A 20,241-nucleotide genomic window follows, 5' to 3' on the forward strand; every position below is an offset into this window, starting at 1 on the left:
GGCCGACGGTAGCCCACCCTCACCACCCGTCTCAGGAGGCGCGCATGCCCGGCACCACCGCGAACTTCGCGTTCCCCTACCAGACCGACAGCGACGCGCCCAACGGACCACTGCTCGGTCAGCAGCTCGCCGAAGCGGTCGACGCCGCCATGCTGGTCCGCCGCCCACTGGTCGGCAACGGCGCGCTGTCGTCGCTGTACACGTTGACGAACACCCAGACGGACCTGGCCGGCACCACGGTGACGATCAACGTTCCGACGTCGGCCGCTGTGTACTTCGCGTCGTGGACGATGGCGGGTCAACTGATGACCGCCGGCAACATCACCGCCATCTGTCAGCTTGTTGTCGACACCGTCGCCCAGACCGCCCAGGCGATCTGGAACCCCGGCAACGTGGCTGCGGCCAGCGGATCGCCGCGTGGCGGTAAGAGCCAGCAAACCTCCGGCCTGCTGTCCGGCTCCGGCAACCACGTGTTCAAGCTTCAGGCCCAGCGGGTGTACCCCACCGGCAGCACCGGCGACATCCGCCTAGACAACGTGCACACCAACCTGTCCGTGCTGGTGATCCCGCTCTAAGGAGGCACCGCCAATGGCCACGTACGCCCAGTTGCAGGCCGAGTCGTATTGGACGCGGGAAATCGTCACCGACGAGATCGACTGGTTGGGTGACGAACTGTGCCGCCGCACGAACCGGCCCCGCACGGCGTTCGGGTCGAAGGGCGACAACGCGCATGTGCGCGGCGCCCACCGTTCGCAGGAGTGGATCGAGCGGTCGCGGTACTGCACCAGCCGCACCTACACCGTGCAGTCGGGGTTGACGGCCGAGCAGAAGCGGCACGTCGCCGGCCTGGACTTCACGCCCGGCTCCGACATGCAGATGATCGCCCAGTGCAAGCGGCTGTTGGCGGCGATGAAGGCCGGACGGCTGGACGAGGTCCGCGAGTTCTACGGCAACGTCGACGGCGACCGGATCGTCGACGGGTGGGACAACGTCGCCGACCGGGCGGCCAGTTCCGACAGTAGTCACCTCTGGCATTGGCACCTGACGATTGACCGCCGGCATTGCCGGAACAAAGCCCTGATGGAGCGCATCCTTTCGATCGCGCTGGGACTCCCGACGGAGGACGACGACATGACCCCCGAGGAACACAACTGGCTGGCCACGGTGCACAAGAACCTGACGGTGCTGGACGGCCGGAACCCGATCGGACAGGTCTACACCCGGCTGACCAACGGCACCGACGAGGTCTTCGGCAAGGACCACCAGCAGACGTTCCCGTCGCTGACGGCGCTCGGTAAGCAGCTCACCGCCGTGCAGACCCTGTTGACGGGGCTCGCCGGGAAGGACTTCACCGACGAAGACGCCATCGTGCAGGGCGTGTTGGCGTCGCTGACACCGGAGAAGATCGCCGCCGCGATCCCACCCAGCATCGCCCGGCAGGTCGCCGACGAACTCGCCCGACGTCTGGTCGCCGAGTAACTAGCCCAACTACTCATACGGGGGCCCGCGTGACCACCGCCCGCAGCCGGCCCGAGCAGGTCCGCGACCTGATCATGATGCTGGTCTTGGCCATCTGGGTGATCTACGCGGGCGCGGCCGTGACCCAACTGTTCCTCTCCGGGGCGAAAGTCCTCGAAAGCCTCCCCCCGTTCTGGTTCTGGGGCATCCCACTCGCCCCCTATTCGGCGCTGTACACGCCATGGACACGCCCAGGATCGGGTACAGGTAGCCCCGTGGAACCCACCCCGCCGCAGCCGCCGCAGCCGCCGCAACCCTCGGAGTCAGCGCCGTGACCCCGGCCGTTTATGTCCTGCTCGCCGCAGCCAGCGCAGGCGTCTACTGGGCGATCGGGTGGGCTGTACGCCGCGCCTACCTGCACACCACGAGGCAGCAAGGAGATCCCCGATGACGGTGCCGGAAGCTCTCGCCCCCCGCCGGGTGTGGAGGTGGCTGGGCACTCCCGGGTCGGTGCGGGCCATCACCGCCGGCATGGTGGTGTATGCGCTGCTGATCGGGGCGCTCGTGTTCGGGTACGCCCGGGTCAGTTCGTGTCTCGCCCAGTACGCGGACGCTTCGGCCCGGTCGACGGCCGCCAGAGCGCAGGCAGCAACGGAGGACCGTGCGGTTGATGAGGCGGACCGGCGCATCAACGACCGGGATCGGGAGGCGGCGGCCCGCGCTGATGACGCCTTGGATCGTGTGTTGATGGCGATGGCCCGCAGTGATGAGGCGGGCACGCAGGCGGCGTTCCGCGACCTGTTGAAGGTGCGGACGGAGGTCGCCCAGGTGCGCGCGGAGTCGGCGTCGGCGCGGGTGGAGAACAACGCCATCCGGGCGCGTAACGATGTGGCGCGTCGGCAGAATCCGGTGCCGCCTCCCCCGTCGCAGTCCTGCTAGCTGGCGGGATCGTCGCGCATCCACGCGCCGCCCCGCCGCACCCACCCGTCGGCGCTCCCTCGGGCGTCGATGACGGCGGGCACTTCCTGCCAGTCGCCGTCCCACATCAGTTCGGCTAGTTGCCGTTCTGCGCGCTCCCGGGTGAGGTAGGCGCGGGATTCACGCGCGGTGTCGGAGTCTTCGGCCAGCCAACGACCGTCGCCCATCTGTCCGAGGGTGAGATGCCGGGCCCCGTATCCGGCGGTGTGCCCGTGCTGCCAGCGGCGTAGCCGTCGCAGGCCGGTGAGCAGCCACGGGTCCACCCGCTCGCCGTCGTCTGCCACGCCGCCGATCGTAGGGCGGCTTTCATTCCGCCGACCCGATTTAAAGGTTCGGGCGGTTTCCTTTACATCCAAGATCCCCGGAGGGCTTCATGAGCACGGGCATGCCGGCCGGGATCTGGCTGACGAAGTTCGGCGTGATCGTCCGCGACTACTTCGGCCACGTCCCCTACCAGGTCGGATCGTCGCTGAACTCGAAGCAGTGGCGTGACGTTGACGTGCGGCTGATCCTGCCGGACGACGAGTTCGCCGTCCTGTTCGGCAAGAACGCCAGCAGCGAGACCAACCCGAAGCTCGGCGCGGTCACCCTCGCGTTCGCCACGCTCGGCCAGCAGATGACCGGCCTGCCGATCGACTTTCAGATCCAACCGCAGGGCTGGGCGAACGAGCACTATCCGGGGCCGCGCAGTGCCCTCATCGAGATCACACCCGAACCCTGAGGAGGGGTCATGGACTCTGTCATCCTGCCCGAACTGCCCACCTACCTGTTCGCCCCCACCCTGGCGGGCGTCCTGTCGCTGGCGCTCACGTTCCTGCTGCCGATCATCGCCGCCCTGTTCATGCGCACCACATGGTCGGCGTTCCGCAAGGGCCTCGTCCTGTACGCGGTGGCGGCGGTGAAGACGTTCCTCGAAGCGTGGCTTCTCGCGCTCGACGCGCACGTGGCGTTCAACTTCGCGGACGCCGCCTACGCGACGCTGGTGAACTTCGGCCTCGCGGTCGTCTTCTACTTCGGCATTCTGCGGGACACCCGCATGCAGCAGTCGGCGATCCAGGGCGGCGTAGTCCGCAGCAAGGTCATCGACGGCACGGCGACGGAACGACTGGCCTGACCTTCCGCCCCCACGATCTGGCGTCGTTCCCTCTCCCCAGCGGCGACGCCTCGGCCGCCCTCCCACTCTGTGCCCTGCCGCCACGCGGGCCGAAGTGGGAGGGCGGCCCCCTTTTTCGTGTTCAGGGTCGGGTGGGGATCAGCCACGGGTGGTCGCCGAGCGCGCCGTCGGCGCGCAGCCTGTACCAGCAGGGCCATCGGGCGGCGCAGTCCCGGCATCGGCGGGGCTCCGCGTCGCAGCGTCCATGCCGTGCCGCGAGCGCCCGCCAATGCTCACGATCCACGATGCTTCTATACCCCTGGCCTGCGGAAACGGAACCGGCCCGGACTCAACGGGGGAGAGTCCGGGCCGGTTCCGTCGGGTGGAGTATCGCTCAGGGGGTGAACTGGCCGCCAGCAGCCGCCACCGCGAACACGGCAAACGAGGCCGGCGAGAACGTCAACACCGGACCCTGACGGTCCTTCGTGTCCCGCACGTCGACCACCTGGCCGTCACGCACCTCCACGCAGTTGTCACAGTTCGGCCCGGACTTGCTGCTCTTGAACCACACGCCAGCAGGCTTTCTCACGATCGTGCTCCCTCAACTTCGCCGACGGTCGTGTTGCCGCCGGACGTATCCACGGGGGTGGAGTTGAACGCGCCGAGGTAGTACACGTCGTTGGCGATCAGGTCAGCCAGCGCGCCCGCCCGCACCCAACACCTACGGGTGCCGCAGATGGGACACCTGCCGTAGCGCGGCTGATGCTCGTCGAGGATCCGCCACCAGCGGGCCACCTGCTCGGGTGTCGGCGCGGTCACCGGGCACCGTCAAGGTTCGCTTTGATCGCCGCCACCGTCACCTGCGCCTCGAAACACCAGCCCGCCGCGCACTCCCCGTCCGGCCCGCACACATGCCCGTGCAACGTCGCCAACCCGCCCGCCTCCCGGTGCACGGCCACCGCCCACACCACCTCGTCGCGGTTCGTCGGGTTAGGTTCGATCTCGTGGGCGAGCAGGATCAGTCGGGTACCGCGCGGCACATCCGCTTCGACAATCACCGCAGCCGCCTCGGATAGCGGTGGCCGCGGTTGCGGGCAACCCAGGCAGTGCCGGACGCGAACAGATGCTCGGCGTCCATTCGGCTGTTCGCGCCCGCGCCTCTCGGTGCTGGATCGCTGCCGCGCACCGTGCGCCCGTTGTGCATCCGCCACAAGTCCACGACACGCCCCCTGATGGGTGGGGTGGCGGCCGGTCAGGCTGGGGGTCTGCCCCGGCCGCCACACCTCGGGTCGGCTACAACCACCCCCGACGACCCGTCTGCGGGCGGCTGCGCCATTTCAGTCAGCAACATGTACTGACATGTTCAGGATGGCTGTCACATCGAGCAAAAGGGAGGTACCCCACGTACCGCTAACCACCCTCAGCGGCCAGAGTGGTACACAGCGTGCGACCTCAGGGCGCGTAGCCGACCACCGACGCGAGATCCGCCAAATCCTCCGTCATGGCCCTGCGGCGCCCATCGGCGATCGTGTTCACGATGTCCCGGGCGTACCTCTGCTGCCGCAGCCACGCCGGCGCAAGGTGCCGCAACTCCACCAACACGCCGGTCGCGTCCTGGTGTTCGCGGCGCTGCGCATGCGCCCACGCCACATCGAGGCGGTGCCGCTGCCAACTCGACCCCACGGGTGTCGGGCCCGGCGGGACCAGCCGCGCCAGATCCAACACCCTGCTCGGGTCGCCAGCCACGGCGGCGTTTTCCACCCGGGCCATCTGCACCCTGCCCGCGTCGAACCCGCCCACCATCATCAGATGCCCCGGCTCCGGTGCCCGCTCCCCGATGCGAACGGCGGCGGCCTGCGCCGCGTCGACGAGGTCCACCGCACGGTCGGGCTGGTTGTCCCGCGCGAACGCGGCAGCACCACCCACCAGCAGCCACCCCCAGGCAGCAAGCTCCCCCGGGGTGGCGCGGGAGAACCGAGGTTCGATCTGGTCGGCGGTGGTGGTGGCCAGGTCGGCGGCCTCGGCCAGGCGCCCCTGCCTCATGAGGAGCCAGCACATGCCCTGGATGACGGTCCCGGACACCACCTGATCGCCGGATTGGCGGGCAGCGTCGAGCGCCCCCGTCAGGGCGGTCTGCGCGAGGTCACCCGCCCGTAGTTGGATGAGCAGGTTCCCGGTCAAGTGTTGGGTGCGGGCCAGCAGCGCGTACGCGGCCGACCGGTCCCGGTCGGTGGCGATGTCGACGGCGGCTCGGACATCCGCGAGTAGCGGCGGCAGAACCGACAGCGCCTCCGCGTAGTTGTTGCCCTGGTAGGTGCGGTCGGCGGCGCGTAACCGTCCAGTAAGCACGTCGAGGGTGGGCGGGTCGCCGACGGGCGAGGTGAGGAGCGTTCCGTTGAGCCCACGTACGGGGGCGACGACCCGGCGGATGGCTGCCAGTGACAGCGGCCGGTGGTCCGGTTCGGCGCGGGCTGCGGCTTCGGTGGCGTCACCCATGAGCGCTGTGGTGGGCACGTTGAGGGCGCGGGCGAGCGCGTGCAGGGTGGCGAGGCTGGTTGAGCGGCGCACGTCTTGTTCCAGCTTCCGCACGATCTCAATACTGACGTCGGCCCGTTCGGCCAACTGTTGTTGGGTGAGCCGGCGGGCTTTGCGGTGACGCTTCAGTTTCTCGCCGATGGTCTGCTTGGCGGCTTTTCTGCCTGTCATTGAGGGCTCCCGGTAGAGGTCGGGGGCGGGCAGTCGGCCTCTACCCCGACGGCCCGCCAAGTTCCACGCTACCCGCGACTGGCAACCGTGGGCGTGTACGCGCCGGAGGGCTCTTTACCGCTCCTGCCGCCGGTCAAGGGCGGCCGACTGTCGTGCTGCGTCAGCCAGGTCCACCATGCCCCACACGCACCGCTTGAACGGCCCAAGATGCCGGGTGATCACCCACGTCACGCCGGGCGTCAACAGATGCGGCGGGTGCATAACCGCAGGCTAGCGCCCCACGGCCTCCACCGTGCGCAACCAGTCATCCGCATACGCCCACGCCTCCGCGCCATCCACCCAGGCCCGCACCCGCCACCCGGCGAGCCGCCGAAAATCAGGCCGGGCGCGCACCATCAACTGCGCCATCGCCATATCCGCAGCCTCGCCGACGGTGCCAGCGAACGGGTCGGTGAGCGTGTCGACGATCATCCGGTCACCGTCGAGGCCGTACGCCTCCCACTGCCACGTCGTCACCGGCGGGACCTGCGACGACGCTTCCCCGGCATACGGAGACCCGTGACCGTGCACGCTACACACGCCACATAGGCGACCCCGTCATACCAAGTCGCCACCGGAAGAGACGCGACCCAGCCGATTACCGCTAACACGGCAACCGCCCACACCGCAGCCTTGATCCGCTCGGGTGTCCACTCCCACGCCCAGGCGGTGACAGCCGTCGGACTACTCGCCGCCAAGGCGGTGCGACGCTGGCGGGAAACACGCGCGCCCTTCACCGGCGGCTGCCATCCCGGCTCACGGGCCTGACGGTGCGCCACCGCCTCCCACGGCTTAATCCGGTCCGGGTTCTCCCGATTGAAGTCGATGTTGTACTTCGGGCGCTGCGGCTTCTGACCGGGCAGCAGCACCACTCCGTTGCGGATGTGACGCCGCTCCCGCTCGTCCAACTCCTGCTGAGTCCAGAAACCCTCTTCGATCGTCCACGACCCGCCGACGATGATGTCGGCGAACGGCTGCTCATCACGGTGCTGCTGCTCCCGCTGCCACACCGTCTGCCGGGACTGGCCGATGTACCCAACCACCGGTGCGGCGCCGGGGATCGGAATCCCCTGCCGGTCCACGTCCAAGGTCATGATGCCGTACACGGCGCGTTGGCGACGCTCACCGGCTGGCGGGCGCTGGCGCGGCAAGCGATTGTGGCGCTGGGCGGTCACTGCTCGGCATCCTCAGCGGCCTCATGAAGCTGCGACAGCAGATCCTCTTGCACGTGATCGTTGATCTGATACGAACCGTGCTTCGGCTTGAACGCGAAGCCCTCCTCCACCAGCTCCCGCAGCACCTTCCGCGCCATTGACGTCTGACACCGCACACCCCGGGCACGCATCGGCTTCAACGCCTCGTCAATCGCGTCGATGTCCATCGGGCCGCCGTTGGCGAGCAGGATCGACGCCACCGCCTCCTTCGCGCCCTTCACATCCGCGTCACCGGCCGTCGCCGTCTGCACCGCCTCCGCCGTCGCACCCGACGCCCAAGTCCCGGCAGGCCGACCACCCAACTGCCTGCCCGCCTCAGCCCACGCCACCCACTCCGGGCCAAACACCTCCAACGTCTCCGGCGGCAGCACCGCCGGGAAGCCGATCGGCTCGTTGTTGTCGTCGAAAAGCAGGTCATACACGTTGACAGGGGCGTCCTCGTCCGACGGAATGTACGACTGCCGGGCGTGCATCGTCTGCTGCTCACCGTCGGCCACCAGGCACATGCCGGGCAGCTTCGGCAACTGGCGCGGATCGGCGGTCAGGGTGCCGCCGGTGACGACGGACGTAAGGCTGTCGGTGGTGCGCCCGAACAGGGCGTACCCGCCGGCCAGCATGTCCCGCAAACCCCGCGACCCCGTGTCGCCCAGGGTGCCCATGTGGGTGCCGATGACGACGCGGATACCGCAGGCGCGCATCTTGCGTGCCAGCAGTTCGAGGGGGCCGATGAACTCCTTGTCCTTGGCGATCTCGTGGAACTCGTCGATGGTCCACGACAGGATCGGGCCGTGGACGCGCGGATCCCAACTGATGCCGCCTTCACGCTGCCGGCCCTTCTTGTCGACCCACTGATGGGAGGCCAGCATGTCGTAGCGGCGGTTCATCTCACGGATGAGCGCGTCCCTCATGATGTACGCGTCTTCGACGGTGGAGCCGGCGGCGTGCACCGCCCGCCGGAACTCCCCGTACGACTCGAACTGCTTAAAGTCGTGCAGGAAGCTCGCATACAGGCCGCGCTTCTGCCCGGTGCCCGGGTCGTCGTAGGCGAAGTAGCGTTCGATGACGAGCTGCTTGCGCAGGTTCTCCGACTTGCCCGACCCGGTGGTGCCGGTGACGATCTTCGACGGGGCACCCCACCCATACCTGTAGAACGGCTCGAACATGGGGCTGCCATCGATGTAGTAGCCGGTCAACGCGACACCCTTGTCGACGTCGATCGACTCGGGCCCCGCCCACACCTTCGCCTGAGCGAGCGGCGGGTTCGGCTGCACCAGCATCAGCACATCGTTGGGGTCGTCCTGCTCCACGAAGTTGAAGTACTTGCGGTTGACGCCGAACGTGCCGGCAATGACCCGCAGGCGTCCCTTCGCGGACTGGTCGGTGAGCATGTCGATGGCGACCGCGCCGGGCTTGGTGGCGCGGATGATGATGCCCCACCCGCCGACCACCTGCCGGTACGACTCGGGCAGCAGGATCGTGTTCGGCACCGCCCCGTTCGGATCGTCGGCAACCCACCGTGCTGCCGCGCGCATCCCCGGCGGGGTGCTCGGTGCCGCGGATTCCACAGCGGGGGCGTCCTCCACAACGGGCGTGGTCTTGCGGTGGCCGTCCACGTACGCCCGGTAGGGGCGGGAGCACACCACACCCAGTCCTGCGAGCGCGGCCATGCCGACGACGGCCCGACCGGACGTGGTGGTCCAGTCGGCCAGGTCGGCGATGCGCTCCCAACCGACAGCGGCACCGGCCGCGTAGGCGGCGATACGGGCACGACGTGCGATCTTCCGACGGCGGCGGGCTCCCGCCACCTGATCGTCAGGGTCGAAGCCGGGCTTCTTCGCCTCCGCACGCGTCAACCACCAGCGGGTCAGCCACCACGACGACCACACCACGGCAGGCATCGCCGCGAACTCTGCGGCGTCACCCCACCACGGCAGATCCGCGACATCATCCACCGCACCGACCACACCGGCGGCGGCGGTCACCGCGGCGACCCGAACGCGCTCATCGGCGACGTCCCACACCTTGCCCCACGGCAATCCGGACGTCTTCGCGGAAGTCGCCTCGGCGCTCATCTCACAGCCGTGGTCGGGGCAGAAACGGGTCTTCTCGCCGGGCAACAGCCACATCGTCTGGTCGCACGCCACAACCTGCTTGACGGGCTTGCCGTCTACCTCAACCTCAATCTCGATCTTGCCTCGGGAGCAGGCGAACCGCTCATGTGCTGTGCGCCGATTGTCCTCGTCCACCGGCACCGGATACGGGCTGTGCTGCGGCATCCCGCTGGCGTCCAGCCACAGCGTCGACCACCCGTCCGCACCCTCCGGCGGACGCGGGCCCTTACCCCTCCACTCCCGGCGCGGCAGCGGAGTCGGCCTCATCTCAGTCTTCAACGTCATGGTCGTCATCTCCCCTCACAGGCCGAACCTCCGGCGTTCACGGCACGGGCCGGGCACGTAGCCCAGCCCGCACCGGTGGCGTCGGAAGTTCAGTGCTCCTCCAACGCCCGCCCGTCGATGCCCGTCTCCTGCACCCCAGCCGCCAGCTCCCCGAACTGCGACTTGACGTGCTGCAACGACCCCTGCACGCCCTCGATCGACTCCGCCAATTCCGCCTTCCACTGCTCGTTGCGCAGTACGGCGGCCTCGATGTTCTCCTGCACCTCAGCGATCGACCCGGCCGTCAGAGCGGATACCGCCTCAGCCGAACCCTGCGTGGCGTCGGCCCCGAACCGGCTGCCCTCCATGCCCTCCGACAGGGGGGCGAGCGCGGTAGCGACCTCGCTGCGGTTGGCGTCCATCGCCTCCACGGCGGCGAGCAGCCCGGCGGCGTGCTGCTCGAACGCGACAGCCTGCGCGTGCTGCTCCCGCAGGGTTTCGAGGGCGCGCTCGTGTTCGGCGACGGCAGTGTTGTAGTCGACCAGGTCGGCAGTTCCTGTGTTCATGGTGGTTCCTCCGTTGCTTGATTCGGTTCCAGTGGTGAGGTGGTCAGCCGGGCGGTGCTTGTAGTACTTGACCGCGTTCTGGATCTCGGCGCGCGTCCACCCGTGGGTGTTGTTCGCGGACAGGGCGTCGAACACGGCCCGCCCAACCTGCCGGGAGTCACCGGTGTGGTTCGGGTCAAGGCGGGCCCACTCGGCTTCGGCGGCAGTGCTGAGCTGGTCGAGGATGTGGGCGCATGCGGTGCCGACGGTTCGGCCGGGCAGGTTGGGTTCGTCTCCGCATCGGGAGCACGCACCGTGCTGCTTGCGCTGTTCGGCCATGTCGGCGGACATCCGGTCTGCAACGTTCGTGGTGGCCATGCGGGCCCGCGCCTCACGCAGCCGGTTCTCGGCGGCCTGCTGGTGCACACACGGCGGCTTTGCCCCGCGCCGCCGGCCGCACGAGTTGCAGCCGTGCACCTTGTCGGCGAGGGCCATCGCCTCGGCGATGACCTCCGGGTGGAGTCGCGGGAACATCCGGGCGATCGCCGCTTCCGCGTCGTCCAGGTTCTTCGGCCGGCGGTGCCCGTCCGGGTCGGCGTCGGCGAGCGCGTCTAGGGCGACCTGGGTCACCTTGTCGTGGTCCGGCATCCAGCCGCCTTCCGGCGCCGGGGTGTGGGTGGCGTCAGCGGCGGCCTGCTCGTACACGTGCTGCGGGTACCGGTCCCCGAACATGCCCCGCAGGTCCCGGGCGGTCTGCGTCTCCCCCAGTGCGCCGCTGCGCCCCTCGGCCCGGTTGAGCCGGTACAGCTCGGGTGCGGCTTGCTTCACCGGCCACGGCACGTGGTAGCCGCCGTCGGGCCGTCGGGCTGTCTCGCACGTCGACTCGGCCGGGTGCGACCACACGCCGTCGCGTTCGGTGAGGCTGTCCCCGCACACCTGGCAGGCGGTACGCGGACCGTCGGCGACAGGGGCGGGAGCGGGCGGCGGGCTGGCCGGTGGTGGCATAACCCCCGACGGCTGCCGACCCTCCCCCACCGGGTCGATCAGCAGCCGCCCTGCCTGCTTGATCCGACCCGTGTAGCCGGTCTTCGTCCGCTGGGCCTCAACCTTGCCCTCCACCGCACGGTCCATCCGCGACGGCGCGGGACGCTTCCCATCCGGGCCGACCTGCGGGCGGCTGGCGCGCTTCGCCTTCCGCTTCTCCAACTGGTCTTCCCACACCCCGTGGTAGACGTCGCCCAGGTAGGCGGCCATACCCGGCCGGTACTGGCCCGTGCCGCCGGCCTTCCTGTTCCGGGCCGCCCGGGTCGACTGCCACGCCTTCGACATGGCCTCCCGGCGGGACTGCGCCTTGGCGGCCTTACGGTCACGCTGCTTGTCGATCAGCGACCACTCACCGGCCTTCGACGCCCGCAACGTGGTCACCAGGTCGCCGGCAGTCTCCGCGGCAACCTTCACCCACAGGGCGAGGATCATCGCGCCGATCATCATCGAGATCATCGGCTACTTCCCCGACTTGCCGGCCGGCTTGTCGCCGACCTTCGACATCTGGTCGGCGACCTGCTTACCGCCGTCACCGATCTGGTTACCGACGGCGGGGATCTGCACGATCCCCACCACCAGCAACGTCGGCAGGGCGTACGCAGCCCAGAACGCCGGCTTGTCGGGCCGCTTGTCCATCGCCCAGTCGACGACGAGCACAACGAAGGCGATGAACATCAACGCCACGATGACGCTGGCCCAGAAGTCCGACAGAACACCCATCCAGTCACCGACGACCGCCGCGAGGGTGGCCAGCCCGGCAACGAACGCGAACGCCGTGCCGATCTTCTTGCCCTTCGGGTTGCTTGACTTGTGGAAACGCAGAGCACAGAACAGCAGGGCGGCGGCGATGACCACCGCACCTGCTCGGGTTCCGAATTCCATGGCTTGCTCCTTTCGAGAGGTCAGATGACGGTGGTCAGGTCGTGGAGGATGTCAGCGGCGAGCGCGACCGCGTTCGGGCCGAACACCACAAGGCAGGTCACACCCACCGCGAGACGGAAGAAGGTGCGGACGGCGTGCAGCCGCCAGCGGTCAACCCACGGGCTGTTCTCGACGCGCTCCACGTACCACCGCAGTAGGCGGGTGGCGTTCGTGGTGGTGAGGAACGTGCCTGCGGCGGCCCCGGCGATGGTCGCCAGGGTGTTGAGGTCGTGCAGGAAGTTCAGCAGGAACGATCCGATGGCGCTCACCCCCACACCACCGCCCCCACACCGGCACCGGTGGCGGTGAGGAACAGGGGTCCGCGGACGGGGTGGATCAGCATCCACTTCACGCCGTCGAGGACAGCCGCCGACGACACCGCCGCATACCGGTAGCCCCGGCACCACAGCCGGAACGGCAGGTAGTCGATCGTCGCCAGGGCGGCATAGTCGGTGGCCCACACCTGCCGGATCGACGGCGTGGCTTCGCGAACAATCCACGAATCGGCGGCGTCCAGGTACATGACCCGGCCGATCCGGCGGGTCACGGCGACCGGACGGACCGCCCCCGCAGCCCGAAGCCGATCACGGCGGGTTACACTCTCGTTGACCCTCGCGCGCCCAGACGCGCGCGGGCTGTCAACCCCCCGTGATGCACTGCCATGTGGCAGTGCCACAACACTCTCAGTCACGGACGGCTCCTTTCGTTCAACTCGCGGGCAACCCCGCTAATGCGGTCGGCGAGGGCGGGCACGTCGTCCCGGTTCATGGCTCGGGCTTCGGCCATCACCCACTCCAAGGCGTGCCGCAGCCGCTCGTACGGCGACACCGCCCGCGCGATCTTCACGGTGTTCGCGGTCGCCCGGTTGTCGGCGGCGCGGTTCAACGCCCGGACGGACATCACGCCACCACCGGCACGCTGAACTGGAACAACGCCCGACCTTCGGCCCGTTCGCCGCGCACCTCGTGCACGTCCAGGTGGAACAGGTGCGCCCGGTCCCGGCCGTGACCGGCACGTTCGGCGGCAGCCAGCAGATGCCCGGTGAGCCGCACGTTCGTGCCCCGCGCGTTGTCCAGGTCGAGGACGTCGCGGAGCCGGTTGGGGGTGTCAACCTCCCGGCGGCCCTGGAACACCCGCAGCTCGTACGTCTTCGGCATCAGACTGTCTCCTTCGGTGTTTGCGCAGGTCAGGGGGTGTCAGAGTTGGTCGCGTACACCCACAGGCGGCGGGTCGACGCGGTGAAGTCGCGGTGCAGCGCAAGAGCGGTCGGCGCGAACAATCCGGCGATGACCGTCAGCACCTTCGCGACCAGCAGGTGCCGGTCGGCGGCGAACAGGAAGACGCTGCCAGCGGCGGCGGGTGCCGCGACGGCGAGCGCCAGGTTGGTTCCGGTCTGCCGCCAGTCCCGGTACTGCCGCCTGACCTGCGTGTGTTCCAGAACGTCGCCTGCGGAAGGGGTGGGTGCTTCGTCGAGGCGGACGGGGATCTGCGGCACACCGGTCGCCGCGAACGCGGTGCTGCGGGTGGGCAGAGTCTCAGTGGTCATCGGTTTCCTCCTCCGGTTCGGTGATCAGTCGGCGTGCGGTCTTCGGGTACTCGGGCCACAACGCCCGCAGGTAGTTGATGGCGTCGCGGTGAACGTCATCCGGCATGTGCGACGGGTTGAGCAATCTGCATGTCCTCTCCGGTCTGCGATGCGGGCTCACCGGTGGTCGCCTCCGGGGGCGTCTCACCGCTCCCCGCGCCGGACTTCTCCGCTTCTCTGCGGTGGTGCTCCGCGACGGCCTTCTGCAACCGCGACAGCCGCTCACCGCCCGCCCCGGTGATCTCCCGGATCTGCGGCTGCGACCACTCCCACTCCGGCTCGGGGTGGGCGCGGAGAAGCGCCTGAACTGCTTCTTCGTCGCTCATGCGGGGAGCGTTCGACGGCACGGACCGCTTCCCCGTCGTGTTCCCCCGGCTGGCGGTGCGGGTGGTGTTCCGCTCCCCGGTGCGGTAGGCGGTGAGGTTCACCGTGCCCATCTCCGCGCGAATGCGAGCCTCGTTCTCCGCCATCTGCACGCGAAGCCGCGAGGTGGTCTCCGCCAACTCGGCGGTGTGCTTCTCCGACTGCTCGGTGAGCGCCGACCGGAGAGCCGCCGCTGTCTTCTCCGCCCGGTCGGCGGTGAGGCGGGCAGTGTGCGTCTCCGTGTGCGCTTCGGTGAGCTTGCCGGCGAGAACTGCGGCTTCCTGCTTCGCGGCGATCCACTGCTGCTCCATCCGGTCTAGCCGGGCGGCGGTGTGCGCCAGCTCCGCCTGGGCTGCGGTGACTCGGCGGTCGGCGATGCTCTCCGTGCGGTGCACGGTCGCGGCGGCGTCGGTGCGGGCCTTCTCCGCCTGCCGGAGCGCGTCGGTGGCCTTACCTTCGGCGGTGGCTTTCTCCGCGAGGGCGCGGGCGGCGTTGCGGGCCTGCTCCTCCGCGCGCTGCACCGCGGCTTCGGCGCGGGCCTTCTCCGCAGTGAAGTCGGCGGCCACCTTGTCGAGGCGCGCGGACATCTCCGCCATCTCCGCCTGCTGGACGGTGACGGTGGCGGTGAGCTTGCGAACGGCGGGGACCTTCACCAGCCACACCGGAGCGCCGGTCGTGCGGGTCTGCTCGTCGATGCGGAACTGGGCGATGCGCTTCGCGCGCCGCACCGTTTCCAGGTGGGCGACCGCGTGGCGCACCGACCCGTACCAGACGATCTGCTCGTCGGTGGGGTGGGCGGACAGCGGACGCGGCGGGTGGTTCTGCCACGCCAGCCACGCGCACACCGTGTTGGGGGTGTAGGTGACCCACCGCAGCCCGAACACCGGGCTGACACGGGCCGCCTTCTTCTCGGTGTGCGAGCGGAACAGATCCAACAGTTCGTGCAGGATCGCCATCGCACCCAAAGCGAGCAGGCCCAGGTAGATCGCGGCGAGCATCGTCTTGGTGGTGCCGTCGTATTCGTGGGAGAACCCGATGGCGGCCGAGGCGATGGTGGCGGTCCACACCACCCGGTAGGCGCGGTTGGCAGGCCGTCCGGCCCGGACTGCGGCGAACATGAGGATGGCGAAGGCGATGGCGACACCGTCGAGGGTGGCCGGCACCAGCCAGTCCCAACCGTCACGCCATTCGAGGGTGTCGCGCGCCCAGCCGATCAGGTTCTTGCCGGACCCGATGAGGACGCCCGCCCACAGGAGCATGGCGAAGCCGACGGCGACGCCGAACAGGGCGCCGAGCTTCTTGGTTGACGCTCCGGTTCCGGGCGGGTTGGCGCGGTGGGCTTTCCGGAGCCGTCCGAGTACGACGAGCAGGGATGCGAAGAGAAGGCCGGCGGTGGTGAGCCACATGAGGGGCCACACCCAGGCGGGGAAGGTGTTGCCGAGCCAGAGGTTGACGCCGTCAACCCAGCCGCTTGTCTCCGGCGCCGGGGTGCTGGGCACGGTCGTGTAGACCGACTCCCCCGGGTCGGGGATGAACGTGATGCTGGCCGTCTGGGTCACGCCATCGACCATACACATGACTATGCTGGCGTGTCTAGACAGGGGATGGTGTGGCGTGGTGTCCTTACAGGTGATGCGAATCTTGCAAGATCGGTCAGTAAGGTGACCTGCATGCCAGACGACCCGCGCCCCCGCTACGCCCAGATCGCAGACGAACTCGGGCGGCGAATAGACGCGGGCATCATCGGCAATGGCATGCCGTTCCCCTCCGACCACGACCTGTCCGCAGAGTTCAAGGTCGCCCGCAACACCATCCGGCAAGCCCTCGACGTCCTCAGGGCGAAGGGTCGCATCCACACCATCAAAGGCCGCGGCTCCTACGTTCGCCCCCGCGTCGAACCCCGCCGGGTCGCGTCGTCCCGATACCGGGCGGACCAGCAGTCAACGCCGGAGGCCCCTCAAACGTCGGTGACCCACGACTACGGGTTGACGTGGGAGCAGCACAAGCCGGACTTCGTCATCACCCGCGAGGACGCGCCAGCCGAGGTTGCCGACCTGTTCGAGGTTCCCGCTGGAACACCCGTGGTGCGGCGCGATCTGGTGTTCCGCAAGGACGGCTGGCCCACCCACATGTCGACGTCCTACTACCTGGCGGAGATGGTCGACGGCACACCCGTTGCCGGGCCAGGGTCGGAGCCGGCGCCGGGCGGGGCGATCGGACACTTGGCGTCGCTGGGGGTGACGGTGACTCAGGTGAAGGAGACCGTGGAGTCACGGATGCCGACACCGAGGGAGGCGGAGGTGTTGCGCATGTCCGCCGGCCCGGTGTTGGCGATCACTCGACGGATGTTGGCTGGGGACAGGGTGGTGGAGGTGGCCCGGGAGATCGTGTATCCGGGCGATGGGGTGCAGTTGGAGTACGACATCCCGCTGTGAGTTGGTGTGGCGGTGGCGGGACGCGCTGCTGCCGTAGACCGGTCGTGCAGCCGCCAAAGTTGCACTGAGCCCCAGACGGTCATCCGTCCGGGGCTTCGTCGTGTCGGCTCCTCCTACTGTGGCGGGAACGCACCTCTCGCCCTGTTCGGCGATTTCTCCCGCTGACGCTTTCGGCCGTGCGGTTTCCCAGTAGTGAAAGCGGAGCCTGCGACCAGGATAGGGGTCCGGAGGGGCATCGGCCCAGGTCAGCAAGATCCGGACATCGAGTATGATCAGAGGTGATAAATAGAGACGGGTCCGGAATCGCAGCGCTGGTAACGCTGGCCGGACCCTTGATCGCCGTAGGGGGCGACCCATGCTCAAGGTACAAGTCTACCTTGCCCGCACGTCTGTGCGACCCGGCGGTGTGCGATGACCGCCACCCCTCCCCCGGACCTGCACGTCCGGCTCCCTGTCGAACTGCTCGACCTCGTTGCGACGGGCAAGCTGACCATCAACGCCGCGTACCTCTACGCGCTGCTGCTGACGCACCTCAACTACGGGCGCGGTGACACCCACGTGTGGCCGTCCCGGTCGAACCTCGCCAAGCGGATGAACCTCAAGAACGCCCGTGCCGTCGACCGGTACATCGCAGAGCTGATCGACGCCGGGTTGGTCGAGAAGGAGTGTCGCCGCAACGAGCAGAAGAAAGTCAACGACACCAACCGGTACACGCTGCTGTGCGTCTCGTGGCCGGAGAAGAACTCCGCAAGGGGTAGTGCTCCACAGCACACCACCCCTGGTATGCCAGAGCACACCACCCTAGTGAGCCACAGCGCACACGAACTAGAAGAACCACAACTAGATCAAGGTGAACTAGACCAACGATCAGATCAGAGCGGCACCACTTCCAGTCGCTTCGCTCCTTCCAGTGGCGGCACGAATCGAGACAACTTCCCCGATCCGTGGGCGCTGCCAGCCCAGCGACAGCCGACGACCGGTGAAAAGCTCACCCGCAAACGCGAAGACGACCGGAACCGGTTTCTCAACCTCATCAACGCCAAGCGTCTGCGCTCCGACGGCAGCACCTTCAACGAGGGAGTGTTCGACGTGGACCTGTTCTACGACGGGTTCCGCAAGGTGAAGATCGGCGACAAGAAGATCGGGTTCCCTGGCGCGTACGTCGAGAGCATGAGCGGCGACTACGGGCGCGGCGTTGAAGACTGGCTGCTGTCGCTCGGCATAGAACCGGCGTAGGGGCGGCCATGGCACCTGCCATGGCAACCGCCTAGCAAATGCCATCCGCCCAGAACCACCGAGCTACGCTCACCTGCGTGAAGGTGCTGCTCAGGCATGGTCCCGCCGACGGTCGTGTGGTCGACGGCGGCGGGGAAACGGTCGTAGCCGGCGCGTGCCTGTACGAGCGGACCGGTGAGCGGGCCAACCGGCGGGGCGAGGATCTGCCGGTGTACGTGCATCGGGCGGACTGCTGCGAGGCGAATCAGAGGGGCGTGGTCGACGGCTGCGAGTGAGTCGCCCATGCCGCGCATCTTGGCTGGGCTGTTAGCGTCGTGGGCCGGAGGTGCCTTTCGTCCACGCGTGGGCGAGGAGCAGGACGATGCCGGCCGCCGCGAACCCGTTCTGCACTCGCGGGTGCCCGGCCGCGGCGAGGCACATCACGAGGGCGACGATGCCGGTCCAGAACAGGCGGTCGCTGAAACTCAGCTTCTTCCACATGGTCACGACGTCCCCCCGTTGCTGCCCTTCCGCTGCTTGCATGCGAGAGCGTCGATACACAGGGCCGTCGCACCGCTCTCGCCGAGCCACTTCAGTTCCTCGATCTGACTGTGCCCGCACGAGTCGCAGGTAGTGGCGATCGGCGGCACTGTCGCACCGGGGCGGGGCTCGGCGGCGCGAATGAACTCGGCACGTCGCGCCAGCTCGGCCGGGCTCATGGGGGTGAACCCGTTGAGGGTGAAGTGCTTGTCGAACCAGGCGGCGGCGTGGGCTCGGGCGGTGGCGGCGTGCTCGGTCGAGTCGGTCATGTTGCCTCCTTGCTGGTCTTGGGCCGTACTCGCGTCTCGGTGGTCAGCTTCGGCTTGTACTTCTTGATCACGGTTTCTTGGGCGACACCGAACACGTCGGCAATCGCCTGCCACGTCACCCCGGCGTCCCGGCAGGCCGCCACATGCTCGATGTCCAGGGCGTCGAGGCGCTGCTTCTCCCGTTCGAGTTGGGCGCGATCGGGGGCTGTGCTGGTGCGGTGCGCGGCCAGGGCGGACAGCGCCTCATCCTTGGCGGTCACTCGTCGTCCGCCTCCGACTTCATCGCGTCCAGCAGCTCGCCGGGCAGCATGTTCCGCCACGACTGCGCAAGGTCGTCGTAGTGCACGAGCCCGAGCAGGGAGGCGAGGGCCGACACCGCGTCGGGGCTGAACTTGACGGTGACCGTACCGACTGGCTCGAACTGCACCGTCCCGTTGGCGCGGTTGAGATGCCCGATCAGCTTCGGACCGTCCGCGTCGACTCGTACCACGCCGCTGCCGGGCCAGCCCGTGTGAGGGATGACGAACGCGGCCGGGGCATCGAGGACACCGGCAACAGCCAGCGCATCTACATCGTTGCCGGATGCCACGCGCACCTCCGAGGTGTACGGGGTGCCCACCCAACGACCGGGGAGCGTGCTCGGGTAGTTGATCGCCGCAGCCTTGTTGGGGGCGACGACGAGGACCCTCGCCTGCCGAATGTGGTTGGGCTGGTCGAGCATGGCGAAGATGTCCGAGTGCACGTGGGTGTTGATGCCGATGGCGTACGTCTTGAGCTTGGCCACGTTGTTACTTTCCCTCGGGCGCAAGCCGCGCGTCGTAGTCGGCGAGGGCCTGACGTCCGGCGTCGGTGAGCCGAATCCCCCGCACGTGGAAGTCCTCATCGGCCGGGTCCGTTTCGCACAGACCTGCCGTCTTCAACACCCGCACCTTGCCGGTGACCACGGCGCCCCAGTGGTGGCCTTGCGCGCCCAGTCGGATCGTTGCGGGCTCGTCGGCGTGCCAGTCCTCGGTGATGGTGCCGGCGTCGATGGCGCGCAGGATGTCCGCGCGGCCGTCAGTGATGGTCAGGTCGGCCACGGTGGTCACTTCCCCTCGGCGAACTGGTCGGCGGGGGCCATCCACGGGCCTATGATCTGTGTGCCGTTGACCAGCATCCGCACCTCACGGAACACGGCGGCGGCGTGGGCGATGTCCGTCTCCCCTGCGTCGCGTCCCTTGGCGCGGTGACGGTTGTCGCGGGCCGCCTGCTTGCGGGCGTCCTCTTCGTCCAGCTCGTTGAAGTAGCGGGTTTCCCCGTCCCCGTAGGTGATGGCTTCGGCCCAGTCGACGCGGGCGGGTTCGGCGATGAGCGCGTGGTCGCCGGTGAGGATCCGGTCGGCGGCGGCCCGCACGTCGGGGTTGGGGCTGGTGCGGGCGTGCTGGGCGAGGGCGAGCACGTCGGTGTGGAAGGCGGCCATGG

Annotated in this window: 31 protein-coding genes; 9 read left to right on the plus strand and 22 right to left on the minus strand. The window is 68.6% G+C overall.

Annotated features, from left to right (window positions below; genetic code table 11):
• Nucleotides 1–44 precede the first annotated feature (44 nt).
• The 4 genes from AB0I89_RS23855 (at nt 45) to AB0I89_RS23870 (ending at nt 2,397) form a co-directional block, all read left to right on the plus strand.
• On the plus strand, nt 45–575 hold the full coding sequence (locus tag AB0I89_RS23855; RefSeq protein WP_357130704.1) for a hypothetical protein: 531 nt from the start codon (nt 45–47) through the stop codon (nt 573–575).
• A gap of 13 nt (nt 576–588) precedes the next feature.
• A complete protein-coding gene (locus AB0I89_RS23860; protein WP_357130707.1) occupies nt 589–1,479 on the plus strand; it encodes a hypothetical protein in 891 nt (296 codons plus the stop codon).
• Nucleotides 1,480–1,508: 29 nt separating this feature from the next.
• Nucleotides 1,509–1,793, plus strand: a complete 285-nt coding sequence (locus AB0I89_RS23865) for a hypothetical protein (protein WP_357130710.1) — start codon at nt 1,509–1,511, stop codon at nt 1,791–1,793.
• A 112-nt stretch (nt 1,794–1,905) separates the two neighbouring features.
• Nucleotides 1,906–2,397, plus strand: coding sequence for a hypothetical protein (locus tag AB0I89_RS23870; protein WP_357130713.1), 492 nt, complete (start codon nt 1,906–1,908; stop codon nt 2,395–2,397).
• Here the strand turns inward: AB0I89_RS23870 and AB0I89_RS23875 are convergent.
• Nucleotides 2,394–2,720, minus strand: a complete 327-nt coding sequence (locus AB0I89_RS23875) for a hypothetical protein (protein ID WP_357130716.1) — start codon at nt 2,718–2,720, stop codon at nt 2,394–2,396. The two genes, AB0I89_RS23870 and AB0I89_RS23875, sit on opposite strands and share 4 nt — an antisense overlap.
• Nucleotides 2,721–2,809: 89 nt before the next feature.
• Between AB0I89_RS23875 and AB0I89_RS23880 the strand changes: the two genes are divergently transcribed.
• Nucleotides 2,810–3,157, plus strand: a complete 348-nt coding sequence (locus tag AB0I89_RS23880) for a hypothetical protein (protein WP_357130719.1) — start codon at nt 2,810–2,812, stop codon at nt 3,155–3,157.
• A gap of 9 nt (nt 3,158–3,166) precedes the next feature.
• Complete coding sequence (locus tag AB0I89_RS23885) at nt 3,167–3,550, plus strand: hypothetical protein (RefSeq protein WP_357130723.1); 384 nt, start codon at nt 3,167–3,169, stop codon at nt 3,548–3,550.
• Nucleotides 3,551–3,923: 373 nt separating this feature from the next.
• Here the strand turns inward: AB0I89_RS23885 and AB0I89_RS23890 are convergent, their stop codons facing one another.
• The 15 genes from AB0I89_RS23890 to AB0I89_RS23960 form a co-directional block, all read right to left on the minus strand.
• Complete coding sequence (locus AB0I89_RS23890; protein WP_357130726.1) at nt 3,924–4,118, minus strand: DUF397 domain-containing protein; 195 nt, start codon at nt 4,116–4,118, stop codon at nt 3,924–3,926.
• Nucleotides 4,115–4,348: a hypothetical protein gene (locus AB0I89_RS23895; protein ID WP_357130729.1), complete on the minus strand. Its 234-nt coding sequence runs from the start codon at nt 4,346–4,348 to the stop codon at nt 4,115–4,117. The genes AB0I89_RS23890 and AB0I89_RS23895 overlap by 4 nt, the downstream gene beginning before the upstream one ends.
• A complete protein-coding gene (locus tag AB0I89_RS23900; protein ID WP_357130732.1) occupies nt 4,345–4,587 on the minus strand; it encodes a hypothetical protein in 243 nt (80 codons plus the stop codon). Before AB0I89_RS23900 ends, AB0I89_RS23895 begins: the two co-directional genes overlap by 4 nt.
• A gap of 394 nt (nt 4,588–4,981) precedes the next feature.
• Nucleotides 4,982–6,235, minus strand: coding sequence for a helix-turn-helix domain-containing protein (locus AB0I89_RS23905; protein WP_357130735.1), 1,254 nt, complete (start codon nt 6,233–6,235; stop codon nt 4,982–4,984).
• A 270-nt stretch (nt 6,236–6,505) separates the two neighbouring features.
• Nucleotides 6,506–6,751: a hypothetical protein gene (locus tag AB0I89_RS23910; RefSeq protein ID WP_357130737.1), complete on the minus strand. Its 246-nt coding sequence runs from the start codon at nt 6,749–6,751 to the stop codon at nt 6,506–6,508.
• Nucleotides 6,748–7,449, minus strand: coding sequence for a hypothetical protein (locus AB0I89_RS23915; protein WP_357130740.1), 702 nt, complete (start codon nt 7,447–7,449; stop codon nt 6,748–6,750). The genes AB0I89_RS23910 and AB0I89_RS23915 overlap by 4 nt, the downstream gene beginning before the upstream one ends.
• Entirely contained in the window at nt 7,446–9,884 is a 2,439-nt protein-coding gene (locus tag AB0I89_RS23920) for a hypothetical protein (protein ID WP_357130743.1), read from the minus strand. The genes AB0I89_RS23915 and AB0I89_RS23920 overlap by 4 nt, the downstream gene beginning before the upstream one ends.
• A gap of 89 nt (nt 9,885–9,973) precedes the next feature.
• The gene (locus AB0I89_RS23925; protein WP_357130746.1) at nt 9,974–11,908 is read right to left on the minus strand and encodes a hypothetical protein; all 1,935 of its coding nucleotides are present in this window, start codon (nt 11,906–11,908) and stop codon (nt 9,974–9,976) included.
• 3 nt (nt 11,909–11,911) lie between these two features.
• A complete protein-coding gene (locus AB0I89_RS23930; RefSeq protein WP_357130749.1) occupies nt 11,912–12,334 on the minus strand; it encodes a hypothetical protein in 423 nt (140 codons plus the stop codon).
• 20 nt (nt 12,335–12,354) lie between these two features.
• The gene (locus AB0I89_RS23935) at nt 12,355–12,642 is read right to left on the minus strand and encodes a hypothetical protein (protein ID WP_357130752.1); all 288 of its coding nucleotides are present in this window, start codon (nt 12,640–12,642) and stop codon (nt 12,355–12,357) included.
• A complete protein-coding gene (locus AB0I89_RS23940; protein ID WP_357130755.1) occupies nt 12,639–12,920 on the minus strand; it encodes a hypothetical protein in 282 nt (93 codons plus the stop codon). The genes AB0I89_RS23935 and AB0I89_RS23940 overlap by 4 nt, the downstream gene beginning before the upstream one ends.
• Nucleotides 12,921–13,060: 140 nt before the next feature.
• Nucleotides 13,061–13,273 carry a hypothetical protein gene (locus tag AB0I89_RS23945; protein ID WP_357130758.1) on the minus strand — a complete coding sequence of 71 codons (213 nt, stop codon included), beginning with the start codon at nt 13,271–13,273 and terminating at the stop codon, nt 13,061–13,063.
• On the minus strand, nt 13,273–13,530 hold the full coding sequence (locus AB0I89_RS23950) for a hypothetical protein (RefSeq protein WP_357130761.1): 258 nt from the start codon (nt 13,528–13,530) through the stop codon (nt 13,273–13,275). Before AB0I89_RS23950 ends, AB0I89_RS23945 begins: the two co-directional genes overlap by 1 nt.
• A 29-nt stretch (nt 13,531–13,559) precedes the next feature.
• Nucleotides 13,560–13,919, minus strand: a complete 360-nt coding sequence (locus AB0I89_RS23955) for a hypothetical protein (protein WP_357130764.1) — start codon at nt 13,917–13,919, stop codon at nt 13,560–13,562.
• 95 nt (nt 13,920–14,014) lie between these two features.
• Nucleotides 14,015–15,880 (minus strand): DUF2637 domain-containing protein, encoded by a 1,866-nt coding sequence (locus AB0I89_RS23960; RefSeq protein WP_357130767.1) that lies wholly within the window; start codon nt 15,878–15,880, stop codon nt 14,015–14,017.
• A gap of 111 nt (nt 15,881–15,991) precedes the next feature.
• On the opposite strand from AB0I89_RS23960, the gene AB0I89_RS23965 reads away from it, so the two are divergent.
• From AB0I89_RS23965 to AB0I89_RS23975, 3 genes are all read left to right on the plus strand, one after another.
• Nucleotides 15,992–16,756 carry a GntR family transcriptional regulator gene (locus tag AB0I89_RS23965; RefSeq protein ID WP_357130770.1) on the plus strand — a complete coding sequence of 255 codons (765 nt, stop codon included), beginning with the start codon at nt 15,992–15,994 and terminating at the stop codon, nt 16,754–16,756.
• Between the two features lie 411 nt (nt 16,757–17,167).
• The gene (locus tag AB0I89_RS23970; protein ID WP_357130773.1) at nt 17,168–17,992 is read left to right on the plus strand and encodes a helix-turn-helix domain-containing protein; all 825 of its coding nucleotides are present in this window, start codon (nt 17,168–17,170) and stop codon (nt 17,990–17,992) included.
• Nucleotides 17,993–18,069: 77 nt separating this feature from the next.
• On the plus strand, nt 18,070–18,267 hold the full coding sequence (locus AB0I89_RS23975; RefSeq protein ID WP_357130776.1) for a hypothetical protein: 198 nt from the start codon (nt 18,070–18,072) through the stop codon (nt 18,265–18,267).
• A 31-nt stretch (nt 18,268–18,298) separates the two neighbouring features.
• Here AB0I89_RS23975 and AB0I89_RS23980 read toward each other — a convergent pair whose 3' ends face one another.
• Genes AB0I89_RS23980 through AB0I89_RS24005 form a run of 6 tightly spaced genes read right to left on the minus strand, consistent with a single transcriptional unit; the run spans nt 18,299 to nt 20,239 of the window.
• Nucleotides 18,299–18,478, minus strand: coding sequence for a hypothetical protein (locus AB0I89_RS23980; RefSeq protein ID WP_357130779.1), 180 nt, complete (start codon nt 18,476–18,478; stop codon nt 18,299–18,301).
• Nucleotides 18,475–18,780, minus strand: coding sequence for a hypothetical protein (locus tag AB0I89_RS23985; RefSeq protein ID WP_357130782.1), 306 nt, complete (start codon nt 18,778–18,780; stop codon nt 18,475–18,477). The genes AB0I89_RS23980 and AB0I89_RS23985 overlap by 4 nt, the downstream gene beginning before the upstream one ends.
• The gene (locus tag AB0I89_RS23990) at nt 18,777–19,040 is read right to left on the minus strand and encodes a hypothetical protein (RefSeq protein ID WP_357130785.1); all 264 of its coding nucleotides are present in this window, start codon (nt 19,038–19,040) and stop codon (nt 18,777–18,779) included. The genes AB0I89_RS23985 and AB0I89_RS23990 overlap by 4 nt, the downstream gene beginning before the upstream one ends.
• The gene (locus tag AB0I89_RS23995) at nt 19,037–19,564 is read right to left on the minus strand and encodes a hypothetical protein (protein ID WP_357130788.1); all 528 of its coding nucleotides are present in this window, start codon (nt 19,562–19,564) and stop codon (nt 19,037–19,039) included. Before AB0I89_RS23995 ends, AB0I89_RS23990 begins: the two co-directional genes overlap by 4 nt.
• A gap of 4 nt (nt 19,565–19,568) precedes the next feature.
• A complete protein-coding gene (locus AB0I89_RS24000; protein ID WP_357130791.1) occupies nt 19,569–19,859 on the minus strand; it encodes a hypothetical protein in 291 nt (96 codons plus the stop codon).
• 5 nt (nt 19,860–19,864) lie between these two features.
• Nucleotides 19,865–20,239, minus strand: a complete 375-nt coding sequence (locus tag AB0I89_RS24005; protein WP_357130794.1) for a hypothetical protein — start codon at nt 20,237–20,239, stop codon at nt 19,865–19,867.
• Nucleotides 20,240–20,241 lie beyond the last annotated feature (2 nt).

The sequence above is a fragment of the Micromonospora sp. NPDC049801 genome (assembly GCF_040656575.1).
GTDB lineage: Bacteria > Actinomycetota > Actinomycetes > Mycobacteriales > Micromonosporaceae > Micromonospora.